Origin of the sequence: Prevotella sp. AM42-24, assembly GCF_003461825.1 — a bacterium.
GTDB lineage: Bacteria > Bacteroidota > Bacteroidia > Bacteroidales > Bacteroidaceae > Prevotella > Prevotella hominis.
The window spans coordinates 166,562-182,918 of record NZ_QTXV01000002.1 but is presented as its reverse complement, the minus strand read 5'-3'; the positions used below and the strand labels follow the sequence as shown (position 1 = coordinate 182,918).

At 44.1% G+C, this 16,357-nt stretch carries 16 protein-coding genes; 15 read left to right on the top strand and 1 reads right to left on the bottom strand.

Annotated elements, in window-relative coordinates; all coding sequences use genetic code 11:
- Window positions 1–149: 149 nt before the first annotated feature.
- Window positions 150–1,523 carry an NAD(P)/FAD-dependent oxidoreductase gene (locus DW917_RS01675; protein WP_118115884.1) on the bottom strand — a complete coding sequence of 458 codons (1,374 nt, stop codon included), beginning with the start codon at window positions 1,521–1,523 and terminating at the stop codon, window positions 150–152.
- A gap of 288 nt (window positions 1,524–1,811) precedes the next feature.
- Here DW917_RS01675 and DW917_RS01670 point away from each other — a divergent pair, with 288 nt between their 5' ends.
- The 15 genes from DW917_RS01670 (at window position 1,812) to DW917_RS01600 (ending at window position 16,298) form a co-directional block, all read left to right on the top strand.
- Window positions 1,812–2,225 carry a cupin domain-containing protein gene (locus tag DW917_RS01670; protein ID WP_255415298.1) on the top strand — a complete coding sequence of 138 codons (414 nt, stop codon included), beginning with the start codon at window positions 1,812–1,814 and terminating at the stop codon, window positions 2,223–2,225.
- A gap of 184 nt (window positions 2,226–2,409) precedes the next feature.
- The gene (locus DW917_RS01665) at window positions 2,410–2,760 is read left to right on the top strand and encodes an NADH-quinone oxidoreductase subunit A (RefSeq protein ID WP_022251748.1); all 351 of its coding nucleotides are present in this window, start codon (window positions 2,410–2,412) and stop codon (window positions 2,758–2,760) included.
- The gene (locus DW917_RS01660) at window positions 2,751–3,476 is read left to right on the top strand and encodes an NADH-quinone oxidoreductase subunit B (protein ID WP_118115852.1); all 726 of its coding nucleotides are present in this window, start codon (window positions 2,751–2,753) and stop codon (window positions 3,474–3,476) included. The genes DW917_RS01665 and DW917_RS01660 overlap by 10 nt, the downstream gene beginning before the upstream one ends.
- A gap of 19 nt (window positions 3,477–3,495) precedes the next feature.
- Window positions 3,496–5,067 (top strand): NADH-quinone oxidoreductase subunit C, encoded by a 1,572-nt coding sequence (locus DW917_RS01655; RefSeq protein WP_118115850.1) that lies wholly within the window; start codon window positions 3,496–3,498, stop codon window positions 5,065–5,067.
- 8 nt (window positions 5,068–5,075) lie between these two features.
- Window positions 5,076–6,161 (top strand): NADH-quinone oxidoreductase subunit NuoH, encoded by a 1,086-nt coding sequence (nuoH, locus tag DW917_RS01650; protein WP_118115882.1) that lies wholly within the window; start codon window positions 5,076–5,078, stop codon window positions 6,159–6,161.
- A 34-nt stretch (window positions 6,162–6,195) separates the two neighbouring features.
- Window positions 6,196–6,726, top strand: coding sequence for an NADH-quinone oxidoreductase subunit I (locus tag DW917_RS01645; RefSeq protein ID WP_118115848.1), 531 nt, complete (start codon window positions 6,196–6,198; stop codon window positions 6,724–6,726).
- A 15-nt stretch (window positions 6,727–6,741) separates the two neighbouring features.
- Window positions 6,742–7,269: an NADH-quinone oxidoreductase subunit J gene (locus DW917_RS01640; protein WP_233524597.1), complete on the top strand. Its 528-nt coding sequence runs from the start codon at window positions 6,742–6,744 to the stop codon at window positions 7,267–7,269.
- The gene (gene nuoK / locus DW917_RS01635; protein ID WP_006846356.1) at window positions 7,266–7,574 is read left to right on the top strand and encodes an NADH-quinone oxidoreductase subunit NuoK; all 309 of its coding nucleotides are present in this window, start codon (window positions 7,266–7,268) and stop codon (window positions 7,572–7,574) included. The genes DW917_RS01640 and nuoK overlap by 4 nt, the downstream gene beginning before the upstream one ends.
- Window positions 7,575–7,582: 8 nt before the next feature.
- A complete protein-coding gene (gene nuoL / locus DW917_RS01630) occupies window positions 7,583–9,538 on the top strand; it encodes an NADH-quinone oxidoreductase subunit L (protein ID WP_118115844.1) in 1,956 nt (651 codons plus the stop codon).
- Between the two features lie 33 nt (window positions 9,539–9,571).
- Window positions 9,572–11,071 carry a NuoM family protein gene (locus tag DW917_RS01625; protein ID WP_118115842.1) on the top strand — a complete coding sequence of 500 codons (1,500 nt, stop codon included), beginning with the start codon at window positions 9,572–9,574 and terminating at the stop codon, window positions 11,069–11,071.
- A gap of 15 nt (window positions 11,072–11,086) precedes the next feature.
- Window positions 11,087–12,538, top strand: coding sequence for an NADH-quinone oxidoreductase subunit N (locus DW917_RS01620; protein WP_118115840.1), 1,452 nt, complete (start codon window positions 11,087–11,089; stop codon window positions 12,536–12,538).
- Between the two features lie 105 nt (window positions 12,539–12,643).
- Window positions 12,644–13,768 carry a metallophosphoesterase gene (locus tag DW917_RS01615; RefSeq protein ID WP_118115838.1) on the top strand — a complete coding sequence of 375 codons (1,125 nt, stop codon included), beginning with the start codon at window positions 12,644–12,646 and terminating at the stop codon, window positions 13,766–13,768.
- A 128-nt stretch (window positions 13,769–13,896) separates the two neighbouring features.
- The gene (locus DW917_RS01610) at window positions 13,897–14,802 is read left to right on the top strand and encodes a M48 family metallopeptidase (RefSeq protein WP_118115836.1); all 906 of its coding nucleotides are present in this window, start codon (window positions 13,897–13,899) and stop codon (window positions 14,800–14,802) included.
- Between the two features lie 38 nt (window positions 14,803–14,840).
- On the top strand, window positions 14,841–15,293 hold the full coding sequence (locus DW917_RS01605) for an NfeD family protein (protein WP_118115834.1): 453 nt from the start codon (window positions 14,841–14,843) through the stop codon (window positions 15,291–15,293).
- Between the two features lie 54 nt (window positions 15,294–15,347).
- Window positions 15,348–16,298, top strand: coding sequence for an SPFH domain-containing protein (locus DW917_RS01600; protein WP_118115832.1), 951 nt, complete (start codon window positions 15,348–15,350; stop codon window positions 16,296–16,298).
- Window positions 16,299–16,357: the final 59 nt, after the last annotated feature.

Genomic DNA, 16,357 nt, shown 5'->3' with positions numbered 1-16,357 from the left:
GTTTGTTCCTAAGTGACAACCTTTTTCAGGGAAGTACAATTCTTTGAAAACAGTGTAAAAGAAACGGGTGTATCATCTATATTATTGAATGATACACCCGCTTTCTATCTCTTTATCTTAAGCTTTTAAACTTAATCTATCGCCTTAACTTAAGCTTCCTCTTCCTCTTCTTCATTCTCCAGCAAGTCGGTGCCGAGGTGAGTGGTCTGTTCGCGCTTCAGACGGTCGCGCACTTCCTTAGGCTTGGTGGCGTAGGTAATCATTCGGATAGAATCGTTATAGCTTACGTACTTCCAGAGCCAGTTGAGTAATACCATTACCTTGTTCTTTACGCCAAGGATAGAGCGGAGGTGAACTACCAGCCACAATACCCAGGCAAAGAAGCCCTGGCTGTGGAATTTGCCAAGCTCTACTACTGCCTTGTGTCTGCCTATGGTTGCCATTGACCCCAGGTTCTTGTAGCGGAAAGGCTTGAGTTGGGTATCGTCTGCTCCCTCAGCTATCTTCTGGATATTCTTAGCCAGGAGGGCAGCCTGCTGAATGGCTACCTGAGCCAACTGTGGATGACCGCCAGGATAAGCTGGGTCTGTGGTCTGAATACACTGGTCACCGATGGCGAAGAGACCATCCATGCCAGGGATGCGGTTGAATTCATCTACTACGATTCGGAAACCACGGCCCAGATGGTCGCCATCAATACCCGTGATAGGTTGTGCCTTTACACCGGAAACCCAGAGGAAGGTGCGTGTAGGAATCTCCTGACCATCCTTCATCAGAACCTTGTGATCCTTGTAGTCGGTTACCATCTTACCGAATTGTACATCTACACCCATGCTGGTAAGGAAATCGTATGCTTTCTTGGACGAATCCTGCGACATTCCTGCGAGCAGTCTGTCGCCGGCTTCCAGAAGATAGATATGCATCAGAGATGAGTCCATATCAGGATAATCGTAAGGAATCACATAGCGCTTCATTTCAGAGAGAGCTCCGGCAATTTCCACACCTGTGGCACCACCGCCCACAATCACTACGTTCAGAAGTTCCTGTCGTTCCTCTTCTGTAGCGCAGGTCAAGGCACGTTCCAAATTACTCAGCACGGCGTTGCGCAATCCCATCGCCTCTGAAACGGTCTTCATCGGTATAGCCCATTTCTCGATATTGGCATTACCATAAAAATTGGTAGTGGTTCCTGCTGCGAACACCAGATAATCGTACTCGATTTTACCGATAGATGTCTGCAGAATCTTCTTGTCTGGGAATACGGCTCTCGCTTCTGCCATGCGGAAGTAGAAGTTCTTGCGCTTGCGGAAAATCTGTCGGAAAGGGAAGGAGATGGAACTTGGGTCGATACCTGCTGAGGCAATCTGATAGATAAGCGGAGGGAACTGATGGAAGTTATTCTTATCGATCAACACTACCTGAAGGTTTGCCTTGCTGAGGTCTTCTGCCAAGCGAAGACCACCGAGCCCGCCACCTACAATCACAACTCTCTTCAACTGATTTCTCTTGATATTAATACTCATAACTGCTGCTATATTTTTATAATTACTAAATACATATATTTGCTGAAAACTATTTTCATAAGGCATATAGCCTCGTTATCTCTGAAAATTCGATTGCAAAGGTACAATATTTTTATGAGGTAGCAAAGAATGAAGTGTAGAAAAATGAGTGAGAAGTTCATTACAAACGTTCCTATTTTGAAATTTGAAAACTGATGTTACAAAATGTAATATGTGGATTGCATTTTTATAGAGGTCTTGTAACTTTTTCATGTAAAGTCAAGGATATCGTCCGTTTTTTCGCATTTTATGGTGAAAACTGGTGTTTTTTTCTTACTTTTGCAAATTAAAAACAAGATAGTATCAATTTACATTATAATTTCAGAAAAAATGGTCATAGATTTTGAAAAGATTGCTGAGGCTCATCTGGAGGGCTTCAAGGGTGGAAAGGGTAAACTCGATACCCGTAATTATGTGGACGATAAGGTGAAGATTATGTATTCTACCTTGCGTCCGGGTGCATCAACTGGTCTGCATACCCATGAGGGCAACTGCGAGATTATCTATGTGGTAAGCGGCACTGCTACTTTCCATTATGACGATACCGTAGAGGAGGTTCGCCAGGGACAGGTGCATTACTGTCCGATGAATCATGCTCATTATATGGAGAATCTCACAGACCATGATCTGGTCTATTTAGCTATCGTACCAGAACATCATTAAAAAACTTCGTTTCTGAAGTTATCTTTCTAAAATTCAGAACGTGTAAAGGGGGGAATGGTAATCATTCTCCCTTTTTTCGTGTTTTTGAAACATTTTTTTTAAAAGTTATGTCTTGTTTCAGAAATAATTGTTAACTTTGCAACCGCTTAGAAGCATTTAAACAAAATAACGTTATAACAAATTTATGAACTTTACACTATTTATCACCGTTTTGCTGACGGCTGTAACCTTGGTGGTGGCTGCTTATGTCATCGCAAAGTTGATCGGTCCTCGTTCATACAATCCGGTAAAGGGTGAACCTTTTGAGTGTGGTATTCCGACACGTGGCAGCTCCTGGTTGCCATCACACATCGGCTACTATCTCTTCGCCATCCTTTTCCTGATGTTTGATATTGAGACTGTAATGCTTTACCCATGGGCAGTCGTAGTTAAGCAGTTTGGATCTATGGCTCTCGTGAGCATCGGGTTCTTCCTGTTGGTATTAGTATTAGGCCTGGCTTATGCTTGGCGGAAAGGAGCATTGGAATGGAAGTAAACAAAAGAGCCTCTATCAAGAGTATTCCTTACGACGAGTTTAAGGACAATGACACTCTCGAGAAAATCGCACAAGAGCTGAATGAGGGTGGTGCTAATGTGGTAGTTGGTTCTCTCGATGCCGCCATCAACTGGGGACGCAGTAACTCACTCTGGTCATTGACATTCGGTACTTCTTGCTGTGGTATCGAGTTTATGGCTGTAGGTTGTGCTCGTTATGACTTCTCCCGTTTCGGTTTCGAGGTTACACGTAACTCTCCACGTCAAGCCGACTTGATTATGTGTGCCGGTACTATTACCAATAAAATGGCACCTGTTTTTAAACGTTTGTATGATGAAATGGCTGAGCCAAAGTATGTGGTAGCTGTAGGTGGATGCACCATCTCTGGTGGACCATTCAAGAAGAGCTACAATGTAGTTCGTGGTATCAGTGAGTTAGTTCCTGTGGATGTCTATATCCCAGGTTGCCCTCCACGCCCAGAGGCAATCCTTTACGGTATGATGCAATTGCAGCGTAAGGTAAAGGTTGAGAAATTCTTCGGTGGTGCTAACCACAAGATGAACAGCGAGGAGAAGGAACTGTCTATGAGCAAGGGTGGTCTTCGTGGCTTGAGCAACGAAAACCTTTCTGATGCTAATCTGCTCGGACATAAGGAACCAATCATCGTAACAGAAGTACCTGAGGATTTTGACCCTCAGAAAGGTCTAACTGATTAATATAATAAGGTATAAGAATATGAAACTGAATAATATTGAATTGAGTTTTGATAATTTCGCTTCTGAAATGGCGAAGTTGAAGAACGAGAAGCATTTCGACTACCTTGTTACCATCATCGGTGAAGACTTCGGTGAGGAAGGTCTCGGATGTATCTATATTCTTGAAAATACTCAGACTAACGAACGTTGCTCTGTCAAGACTATCGCCAAGAAGGTGGATGGTTCTGATGTGATTCCTACAGTCATCAATCTCTGGAAGGTTGCTGATCTGCTGGAGCGTGAGGTGTTTGATTTCGTCGGCATCAAGTTCTTGGGTCACCCAGATATGCGTCGTCTTTTCCTCCGTACTGATTTCCAGGGCTATCCTTTGCGCAAGGATTTCGATATGAGTCCAGAGGCAAATAAGTTCCCTTGTACTGATGAGCCTGAGGATGATTTCACTGTAGAATACAGTCTTAGTGCTGATGGTCATCTGGTAGCTACTGAAAAGCGTCGTTTCGATGAGGATGAGTATGTTGTCAACATCGGTCCTAACCACCCATCTACCCATGGTGTGCTCCGTCTTCAGACCGTTATCGACGGTGAGACTGTGAAGCGTATCTATCCTCACCTCGGATATATCCACCGTGGTATTGAGAAGATGTGGGAGAATATGACTTATCCTCAGACTTTGGCTTTGACCGACCGTCTGAACTACCTTTCTGCCATGATGCACCGCCACGCTTTGGTTGGCGTTATCGAGGAGGCTATGGGTATCGAACTTTCTGATCGTATCCACTACATCCGTACTATCATGGATGAGTTGCAGCGTATCGACTCTCACTTGTTGTACCTCGGCTGTACCGCACAGGACTTGGGTGCTTTGACTGCATTCCTCTACTGTATGCGTGACCGTGAGCACGTGTTGAACGTGATGGAGGAGACAACTGGTGGTCGCTTGATCCAGAATTATTACCGTATCGGTGGTCTTCAGGCTGATATCGATCCTAACTTCGTTCAGAACGTGAAGACTCTCTGCAAGTATCTCCGTCCGATGATTCAGGAATACCTCGACGTATTCGGTGACAACGTGATTACTCACAACCGTCTCGAAGGCGTAGGTCCAATGAATTATGAGGATTGTATCAACTATGCTGTTACAGGTCCTGCAGGTCGTGCATCTGGTTGGAAGAACGATACTCGTAAGCGTCATCCATACGATATGTACGACAAGGTAGAGTGGAAGGAAATCACTCTGACCGGTTGCGATTCTATGGATCGTTACTACGTTCACATCCAGGAGTTGTATCAGAGTTTGGATATCATCGAGCAGTTGATCGACAACATTCCAGAGGGTGAGTACTACATCAAGCAGAAGCCAATCATCAAGGTTCCAGAGGGACAGTGGTATTTCTCAGTAGAGGGTGCCAGCGGTGAGTTTGGTGTATATCTCGACTCAAAGGGTGACAAGAGTCCATACCGTATGAAGATGCGCCCAATGGGCTTGTCTTTGACAGGTGCGCTCGATCCAATGCTTCGTGGACAGAAAATCGCTGACTTGATTACAACAGGTGCAGCAATCGACTTCGTAATCCCTGATATTGATAGATAATGATGGAAATTTTTAGTTTTAAAGTTGTAACAGATTTTGTTCATAATCTTCTTCTCAATACTTTGGGATTAGGAAGCTTTTGGACAACTTTGATAGAGTGCGTGCTCGTGGGTATCTGCATTTTGACAGCATACGCCCTCATCGCTATCGTACTTATCTTTATGGAGCGTAAGGTGTGTGCCTACTTCCAGTGCCGTCTCGGCCCTATGCGTGTAGGTCCTTGGGGTATCTTCCAGGTATTCGCCGATGTGCTCAAGATGTTGATCAAGGAGATCTTCGCTGTTGATAGAGCTGATAAGCTGCTCTACTACATAGCACCATTCCTCGTGATCATTGCCTCTGTGGGTACTTTCTCATTCCTTCCATGGAACAAGGGAGCTCATATTCTTGACTTCAACGTAGGTGTATTCCTCATCACTGCCGTAAGTTCTATCGGTGTGCTGGGTGTGTTCCTCGCAGGTTGGGCATCTAACAATAAGTACTCTGTGGTATCTGCCATGCGTGGTGCCGTACAGATGATTTCTTATGAGATGTCTCTCGGTCTCTGCCTGATTTCTGCAGTAGTTCTTACTGGTACTATGCAGGTGAGCGGTATCGTTGAGGCTCAGACTGGTGCTTGGAACTGGTTGATCATCAAGGGTCATGTTCCAGCTATCCTTGCTTTCCTCGTATTCCTTGTAGCAGGTAATGCTGAGGCTAACCGTGGTCCTTTCGACTTGGCTGAGGCTGAGAGTGAGTTGACTGCAGGTTATCATACAGAGTATTCTGGTATGGGCTTCGGTTTCTACTACTTGGCTGAGTACCTTAACCTCTTCGTGATTTCTGGTATCGCTTCTACCGTATTCCTCGGTGGTTGGGCGCCATTGAACATCGGTATCGAGGGCTTCGACAATCTGATGAACCTCATCCCAGGTTTCATCTGGTTCTTCGGTAAGACCTTCGCTGTGGTATGGCTCCTGATGTGGGTACGTTGGACTTTCCCACGTCTCCGTATCGACCAGATCCTGAAGTTGGAGTGGAAGTATCTGATGCCATTGTCACTCATCATTCTGATCATGATGACCGTGTGCGTAGCATTCGGAATCCACGGATAATCTTTAATACACATTATTATAATAATAAGAAAGTATGTCTAACAATTCATATTTCGGCGGTATTGCAGCGGGTTTGAAAACCCTCGCTACTGGTATGAAGGTCACCATGAAGGAGTACTTCACACCTAAGAGCACTGAGCAGTATCCTGAGAACCGCAAGACTACACTCCACGTATCTCCACGTTTCCGTGGTCGTCTGGTTTTCGTCCGTGACGAGAATGAGGCTTACAAGTGTGTGGGTTGTACATTGTGTGAGAAGTCATGCCCTAACGATACCATCAAGATTCAGACCGAGATGGTGGAGGACCCAGAGACAGGCAAGAAGAAGCGCAAGTTGGTAGATTACCAGTACGACTTGGGTGACTGCATGTTCTGTGAACTCTGTGTGAACGCATGTAACTTCGGTGCAATTAAGTTTGTCAACGATTTCGAGAATGCAGTCTTCGACCGCAACAAGTTGGTGATGCACCTCGACAAGGAGGTTTACAAGGGCGGAAGCCTTCCTAACCTCATTGATGGTGGCGCTCCACTCGAAATCGGTAAGTTTAACACCAAGACTAAGTAAGGAGGACTTTAGACAATGATAACAGCTAATTTTTTTATGTTCGTCATCTTGGCAGTAGTCATCCTTGGCTCAGCCATCATGTGCGTAGCTACCAAGCGTATCATGCGTGCGGCAACTTATCTGTTGTTCGTGCTCTTCGGTGTAGCTGGTGTATTCTTCCTGCTCGACTATACCTATCTGGGTGCAGCTCAGATTGCTGTATATGCAGGTGGTATTACTATTCTTTATGTCTTCGCCATTCAGTTGGTTTCCAAGCGTACCCTTCAGGGTCTTTTGGAGCACGTGAAGGGTAGCAAGGTCATTGGCCGTGCACTCGTTTGCCTTGTAGGTTTCGTAACCTTGGCAGTCATCGTGTTGAAGAATCACTTTATCGATTTGGCTGCAACAGTAGCTGACACTGAGGTGCCAATGGAGCAGGTAGGTTCTGCCCTGGTAGGTGCAGACAAGTATGGCTATGTATTGCCATTCGAGTTTATCTCTGTATTCCTGTTGGCATGTATCATCGGTGGTATCTTAATCGCAAGAAAGGAGGATAAGAAATGATTCCAGTACAGTATTTCTTCGTGCTTTCAGCACTCTTGTTCTTCATCGGAGTATATGGCTTCTGTACACGTCGTAACCTCGTTGCCATGCTCATCTCCATCGAGCTTGTATTGAATGCAGCCGATCTGAACTTCGCTGTGTTCAACCGCATTCTCTTCCCTGGACAGTTGGAAGGCTTCTTCTTCACATTGTTCTCTATCGGAGTAGCAGCAGCCGAGACAGCCGTAGCGCTCGCAATAATTATTAACGTTTACCGCAACTATCACAGTGACCAGGTGAACAGTATTGAAAACATGAAATTCTAATTAAGACAATGAATTACAGTTATGCATTTTTGATACTTCTTCTCCCATTCCTGAGCTTCCTGGTTCTGGGACTTGCGGGTATGAAGATGAAAAAGCAGGTAGCAGCCATCATCGGTACCATCCTGATGGGTTGTGTATTCGGTCTGTCTATTTATACAGCATACGAATATTTCTTTGCTATCGGCCGTGATGCTTCAACAGGTTTGTATCCAACTGTTGACTCATTCAATTTTACTTGGTTGAAGTTTACTGAGTTGCTGACTTTCAACATTGGTTTCCGTCTGACACCAATCTCTGTATTGATGCTCATCGTGATTACCACCGTCAGCTTCATGGTTCACATCTACAGTTTCGGTTATATGGCTGAGCGTGATGAGAATTACAAGGTTGAGGGTTATGAAAAGGGTATGCAGCGTTTCTACGCTTACCTCAGCCTCTTCACCATGTCTATGTTGGGTCTGGTAGTAGCTACCAATATTTTCCAGATGTATCTTTTCTGGGAGTTGGTGGGTGTCTGCTCATACTTGCTTATTGGTTTCTATTATCCAAAGCATGCAGCAGTACATGCCAGCAAGAAGGCGTTCATCGTAACTCGTTTCGCTGACCTCTTCTTCCTCATTGGTATCTTGTTCTACAGCTTCTATGTAGGTACATTCAACTATGACTTGAATGCTCAGCCTGAACTTCAGAGTTCTTTGGCTGGTGCAGCATGGGTAATGCCAGCAGCCTTGTTCCTTATGTTCATCGGTGGTGCAGGTAAGAGTGCGATGTTCCCATTGCACATCTGGTTGCCAGATGCAATGGAAGGTCCAACTCCTGTTTCTGCATTGATTCACGCTGCTACCATGGTTGTAGCTGGTGTTTATCAGGTAGCCAGCCTCTTCCCAATCTGGGTAGAGTATGCTCCTAACACACTTCACTACGTAGCTTATATTGCAGCTTTCACAGCATTCTATGCAGCAGCAGTAGCTTGCTGCCAGCGCGATATCAAGCGTGGCTTGGCTTTCTCTACTATTTCTCAGATTGCTTACATGCTCGTTGCACTGGGTGTTTGTTTTGCTGTAGATAACCATCATGGTGGTTTGGGTTACATGGCTGGTATCTTCCACTTGTTTACTCATGCTATGTTCAAGGCCTTGTTGTTCCTCTGCTCTGGTGCTATCATCGTCATCATCGGCAGCAACTTCAAGGAGTACATGGGCGGTTTGCACAAGTACATGCCTATTACCAACATCTGCTTCCTCATCGGTTGCTTGGCGATTGCAGGTATTCCTCCATTCGCAGGTTTCTTCTCTAAGGATGAGATCATTACTGCTTGCTTCCAGTTCTCTCCATTCATGGGCTGGTTTATGACAGTAGTAGCTGGTATGACAGCATTCTATATGTTCCGTCTTTACTATGTTATCTTCTGGGGTCAGAGCTATTATGAGTTGGACCCAGAGAACCGTCGTAAACCACAGGAAGTTCCTTTTGTAATGTGGGGTCCATTGGTATTCCTCGCAGCAATCTCTTGTGTTTGTGGTATGATTCCTTTCGGTCACTTCGTTTCTGCTACAGGTCAGAGCTATGATATTCACATCGATACTCAGGTGGCTTGCACCTCTATCGTTGTTGCTATTATCGGTATTGCTCTTGCTACTTATATGTATGCACCAAAGAAGACTCCATTGGCAGACGGTTTGGCTAAGAAGATGCCTAAGTTGCACAAGGCAGCCTTGAATCGTTTCTATATTGATGATGCTTGGCAGTTCTTTACACATAAGATTGTCTTTGGTTTGTTCTCAAAGCCTATTGCATGGTTCGACCGTCGTGTCATCGATGGTACCTTCAATTTCATGGCTTGGGGTGCACAGGAGGCAGGCGAGACTATCCGTCCATGGCAGAGTGGCGATGTACGCAGCTATGCTATCTGGTTCCTTACTGGTACAGTAGCGTTGACTTTGTGTCTGCTCGCTCTTCTTTAATTAAAGTCTCACAATTAAGTAAATAGAAAAGAAATGAATTTAAGTATATTCGTCATAGTACCACTCCTGATGTTGCTCGGCCTTTGGTTGGCTCGCAACGACAAGCAGGTTCGTGGTGTGATGGTAGCAGGTGCCAGCGTGTTGCTTGGCCTCTCCATCTATTTGGTGTTTGCATTTCTCGAGGCTCGTGAGACAATGCCAGCAGACCAGGTTCCTATGCTCTTCACTTACAGTGTGCCTTGGTTTGAGCCATTGCACATCAACTATTCACTCGGTGTGGATGGTATTTCTGTAGTGATGCTTCTCTTGACTTCCATCATTGTGTTCACCGGTACATTTGCTTCTTGGCAGATGGAGCCAATGAAGAAGGAATACTTCCTCTGGTTCACTCTCTTGAGCATCGGTGTATATGGTTTCTTCATCTCTGTTGACATGTTCACCATGTTCATGTTCTATGAGGTTGCGCTGATTCCTATGTATCTCCTCATCGGTGTATGGGGTAGTGGTGCAAAGGAGTATTCTGCCATGAAGTTGACTTTGATGTTGATGGGTGGTTCTGCTCTTTTGATTATCGGTATCTTGGGTATCTACTTCTACAGTGGTGCTCAGACATTCGAAATCCTGGATATCGCTCACCATACCCATGGTGCTCACGCTATTCCTGAGAGCGTTCAGAATGTATTCTTCCCATTGCTCTTCATCGGTTTCGGTATTCTTGGAGCTTTGTTCCCATTCCATACATGGTCTCCTGATGGTCACGCAAGTGCGCCAACAGCCGTATCTATGTTGCATGCCGGTGTATTGATGAAGTTGGGTGGTTATGGTTGCTTCCGTATCGCTATGTTCCTTTTGCCAGCAGCTACTCATGGTTTCTGGATTAAGGTATTCTTGGTATTGACAACCATCTCAATCGTTTATGGTGCTTTGTCAGCTTGTGTACAGACTGACTTGAAGTACATCAACGCTTACTCTTCTGTATCTCACTGTGGTATGGTGCTCTTCGCACTCTGTATGATGACCCAGACAGCTGCAACTGGTGCTATTCTCCAGATGTTGTCTCATGGTTTGATGACAGCCCTCTTCTTCGCCGTTATCGGTATGATTTATCATCAGGCTGGTACACGTGACGTTCGCTACTTGGGTGGTTTGATGAAGATTATCCCATTCCTCTCAGTAGGTTATGCTGTAGCAGGTTTGGCTAACCTCGGTTTGCCAGGTTTCTCTGGTTTCGTAGCTGAGATGACCATCTTCGTAGGTTCATTCCAGAATGCAGATATGTTCCACCGTGTATGTACCATCATCGCATGTACTTCTATCGTAGTAACAGCGGTTTACATCTTGCGTTGTGTAGGTAAGATCCTTTATCAGAAGGTTCCTAATCCAAAGTTGGAGAAACTCCACGATGCGACATGGGATGAGCGTATTGCAGTAGCAGGTCTGATTGCCTGTGTAGCAGGTCTCGGTATGTTCCCACTCTGGGCAGAGGAGATTATCATGGACGCAGTAGGTCCTATCTTTAGTGTAATCATGTAATAAATATCAGAAGAAATGAATTACAGTCAATTTTTAAATATGATTCCAGAAGCTACCCTGATGGTAGTTCTGCTGATCACTTTCTTTGCTGACTTCTGCAGTTCCAAGAGCGCAGACCGTAAGTGGTTCAATCCTCTGGTATGTCTCTTGATGGTGGCTCACATTGTCATCAATATCTTCCCAACAGAAGCCACAGAGGCATTTGGCGGCATGTACACAACAGGTCCTGCTGTCGGTGTCTTGAAGACTATCCTTGCTCTCGGTACCCTCATCGTGTTGGTACAGGCCAAGGAGTGGTTGAGCCGTAAGGACACAGCCTTCAAGGAGGGTGAGTTCTATATGTTGATTATCTCTACCTTGCTCGGTATGAATATGATGGTAAGTGCCAACCACTTCCTCCTGTTCTTCCTCGGTCTTGAGATGGCATCTGTGCCAATGGCTTGCTTGGTAGCATTCGATAAGTATCGTCACAATTCAGCTGAAGCTGGTGCTAAGTTCATCCTTACTGCTACATTCTCAAGTGGTGTGATGATTTATGGTATCTCTTTGCTTTATGCTGCTTGTGGTACTTTGTATTTCGATGATGTTGCAAAGGTTATCTCTGCATCTCCATTGACCATTGCTGGTATGGTATTCTTCTTCAGTGGTTTGGGCTTCAAGATTTCTTTGGTTCCATTCCACTTCTGGACAGCTGATTCATATCAGGGTGCTCCAACTACAGTTACAGGTTATCTCTCTGTAGTTTCTAAGGGTGCTGCTGCATTTACTCTCTGTGCTATCCTCATGAAGGTATTTGCTCCAATGGTAGAGTACTGGACAGTATTGCTTTACATTGTCATTGTACTTTCTATCACTATCGCCAACCTCTTTGCTATCCGTCAGAGTGACTTGAAGCGTTTCATGGCATTCTCTTCTATCTCTCAGGCTGGTTACATCATGTTGGCTGTGGTTGGTAACTCAGCAATGAGCGTGACCGCTCTGACATACTATGTATTGATTTATGTAGTTGCCAACTTGAGCGTGTTTACCATTATCTCATCTGTAGAGGAGCACAACAATGGTACAGTTATGATGGACAGCTACAACGGTTTGTACAAGACCAATCCACGTTTGGCATTCCTGATGACCTTGGCATTGTTCTCATTGGGTGGTATTCCTCCATTTGCAGGTATGTTCTCAAAGTTCTTCGTGTTTATGGCAGCCGTTCAGGGTGCTGATATTCACACCACTCTTGGAGCATGGGCTTATGGCGTAGTATTCATCGCTTTGGTTAACACCGTATTGAGTTTGTACTACTACTTGCTTATCGTGAAGGCAATGTTTATCAAGCACAGCGATAATCCGCTGCCTACTTTCCAGAGCGCTTGCTCAACAAAGTTGGCGCTTGCCATTTGCACAGTAGGTATCGTTGCATTCGGTATCTGTTCATGTGTATTCGATTGGATTTCTGTAGCAGCTAATGCATAACATCATTAAGGTATAGAATTCTTATCAAGAAGAAAATACAGATTTAATATAAAAAAGGATGGGGCTCCATGATAGAGTCTCATCCTTTTTTTGTATTTTTGCACCATGAAAAAGATTTTTAGATCATTACTATATATTATCATGATGCTGGGGTTGGCATTACTTCCCGACCTCTGGCTGTGGTTTGATGCTGTTTCTACTTGGCCTTTAGCTTTGGCAATAGCATGGTGGATACCATCAGCTTTGCTTCTTCTGGCAGAAACAGGACTGCAATTTGGCGTATATCATAGACTTTCAGTAAGAGTCCTTTTTACGATGATTCTTTTTTCTGTGATGCCAAAGATAGTTTATATCCTTTTGTCTCTATTTTTGCCTTGGTGGGTAGCCATTCTTCCTGCCTTGTTTATGATAGGGGGATTCATATTTGGTTTCACGAAGGGATGGAGAAAGTTGGAAGTGAAACAGATCACCTATTCGTCACCGGATTTACCTCCCTATTTTGATGGTTATAAGATACTGCATTTCACTGATTTTCATTTGGGTACTTTTCCCAAAGATACGGATTTCGTGGAAAAAGTGGTGGAATGTGCCAATAATGAAGATGTTGAATTGATGGTTTTTACTGGAGATTTAGTCAATAACTCTGCTACAGAAGTCGCTCCATATCTGGAAACATTAAAACAACTTCATGCTCCAGATGGTATCTATTCGGTATGGGGAAATCATGATTATTGTGAGTATGATAACAATCATTCCATTGGAGCTTTGAAGCGAAACCGCAAAATGCTTTTCGGATTTCAGAAGGAGTTGGGCTGGACTCAGTTGATGAATGAGCATGTTACCTTATCGCATGGACTGGCAAGTATTGAGATAATAGGAGTAGAGAATGCAGGAAATCCACCTTTCTCTAATCGTGCCAACTTGAAAAAGGCAATTAAAGGAATCGTAGATAAGAAAGCTTTCAAAATACTGTTGACCCACGACCCACATCATTGGCGCAAGGAGGCTCTGAAGGCTGGCATACATCTTACCCTTTCCGGTCATACTCATGCTGGACAGATTCTCATAGGTAAATTGACACCAGCCCGTCTGGCTTTCAAGGAGTGGGGAGGTATTTATAGGCGGGGTGCCCAGATGCTCTATGTATCCGCCGGTATCGGTGGTTCTTTCCCTTTCCGTTTGGGAGCATGGCCTGAAATGACCGTCATCACATTGAAAAGAAAGTTATAAAATAGCGATTTCCTTTCAAAAAGTTTATCAATTGTTTGGAAGTTATTTAGAAAAACGTTATTTTTGCATAAGAGTAGAGTTATATCATATAATTCAGTCAATTTAGGAGTTTTAAAATCAAAGAGAAGATGAAAAGTTTAAAGAATCTTGCCCTTGTGGCAATGACATCATTGGTGTTGGCTTCCTGTGGAACCACCCAGCAAGTACCATTGACAGGTCGTACTCATCGTATTTCAGTTTCTGATGAGCAGGTGTTGAGCCTCTCTAATCAGGAATATACAAAGTATATGGCTTCGGCTAAAAAATCCACGAATGCTACTCAGACAGCTATGGTCAGAAGAGTAGGTCAGAGATTGGCAACTGCCGTAGAAACATATTTGAAGCAGAATGGTTTTGCTAATGACTTGAAGAATTATTCCTGGGAATTTAATCTGGTGCAAGACAATAGTGCCAATGCTTTCTGTATGCCTGGTGGTAAAATTGTAGTTTATGAAGGATTGCTCCCATATACCCAGAACGAGACCTGTCTTGCCATTGTTCTTGGTCATGAAATTGCACATGCTGTGGCTAAACATAGTGCCGAGCAGTTGAGTAAGCAGCAGAATCAGCAGATTGGTACTAATATTTTAGGCAGTGTTCTGAATCAGGCTGTGGGAAGTGGTGTAGGTGATGTGGCCAGTGCTGTTGCCGGTCAGTATTTCTCATTCCGTAACTTAAAGTATTCCCGTGACAATGAGACAGAGGCTGATTATATGGGTCTGATCTTTGCAGCGATGGCTGGTTATGATCCTCAGCAGGCTATTCCTTTTTGGAAGCGTATGTCCAGCGGTTCAAGTTCAAACAAGAGTGATATCTTCAGTGATCACCCTTCTGATGCTAAGCGTATTGCTGCTTTGCAAAAAGAAATGCCTACAGCTTTGCAATATTATAAGGCCGCAACTCCTGCCGTTACTTCTGTTAAGACTGTCAGAGCTTCGCAATTGACAAACAATAGAAAGACTGCAGCGAAGAAGACTACAACGAGAAGACGTTAGACAATATAAAAATACTAACCATTCAAAATCATAGAATCATGATAGACTATATTTCTCAAAATCTTTGGCTTTTCTGGACCATTATTACAGTAGTGTGTCTCATCATGGAACTCTCATCTGGTGATTTCTATGTTACTTGTTTCGCCCTTGGTGCTCTGGTAAGTATCTGCCTGGCAGTGGCAGGTTTGCCTTTCTGGGTGCAGGTTATTGCCTGGGCTGTCTGTTCGGTATTGAGTATTTGGCTCATACGCCCTCATCTGGTTCATGCCATCCATCAAGGAGCTGATGACAGGAAAAGCAATGCTGATGCCCTCTTGGGACAGGTGGGTGAAGTAACGCAAACCATTGTTGTCGGTGATTACGGAAGAGTGAAATTGGATGGTGACGACTGGAAAGCAGAGGCGCCATCTTCATCTGTGAACATCGAAGTGGGAACAAAGGTAAAGATAGTCGGAAGAGAGTCTATTATTCTGAAAGTTGAAAAGCTGTAAAAAGCATTTTTTAGTCAATTTTCATTTATTATTAACTAATCAAAACATACAATTATGAGCATCGGTATCTACGTGTTAATTGTTATTGTGGTTCTTGCACTTATCATCGTCAAGAAGACCATTGTCATCATTCCTCAGAGTGAGACCAAGATTATAGAGCGTCTCGGTCGTTATTATGCGACTTTGAAACCAGGTATCAATATCATCATACCTTTTATCGATCATGCCAAGGATATCGTTTCCCAGCGCAACGGACGTTATTCCTATAGTAATAGCATCGATTTGCGTGAGCAGGTTTATGATTTCGCCCGTCAGAATGTAATCACGAAGGATAATATTCAGATGCAGATTAATGCCCTCTTGTATTTCCAAATTGTAGATCCATTCAAGAGTGTATATGAAATCAATAATTTGCCAAATGCTATCGAGAAGTTGACACAGACTACACTCCGTAATATTATAGGTGAGATGGAACTTGACCAGACTTTGACTTCCCGAGATACCATCAACACCAAATTACGTTCTGTATTGGATGATGCTACCAATAAGTGGGGTATCAAGGTAAACCGTGTTGAGCTGCAGGATATTACTCCTCCAGAGAGTGTGCTCGTTGCCATGGAAAAGCAAATGCAGGCAGAACGAAACAAGCGTGCTACCATTCTGACTTCTGAAGGTGAAAAAGAAAAACAGCGTTTGCTTTCTGAAGGTGAGAAGGCTGCTATTGTCAACAAGGCTGAAGCTGCAAAACAGCAGGCTATCCTGAATGCCGAAGGTGAAGCTACTGCACGTATTCGCAAGGCAGAAGCTGAGGCGATTGCTATCCAGAAAATAACTGAGGCAGTAGGGCAGTGTACCAATCCTGCCAACTATCTCTTGGCACAGAAATATATTCAGATGATGCAGGAGGTTGCAGAAGGTAAGAACAATAAGGTGGTTTATTTGCCATACGAGGCCACAAACCTGTTGGGCTCAATTGGTGGAATCAAAGACCTCTTTAAGGGATAAAGCCGAACCTGATGTAGCCCCTTTCCTCAGATAACTTATAATTTTATACTTTATATCAA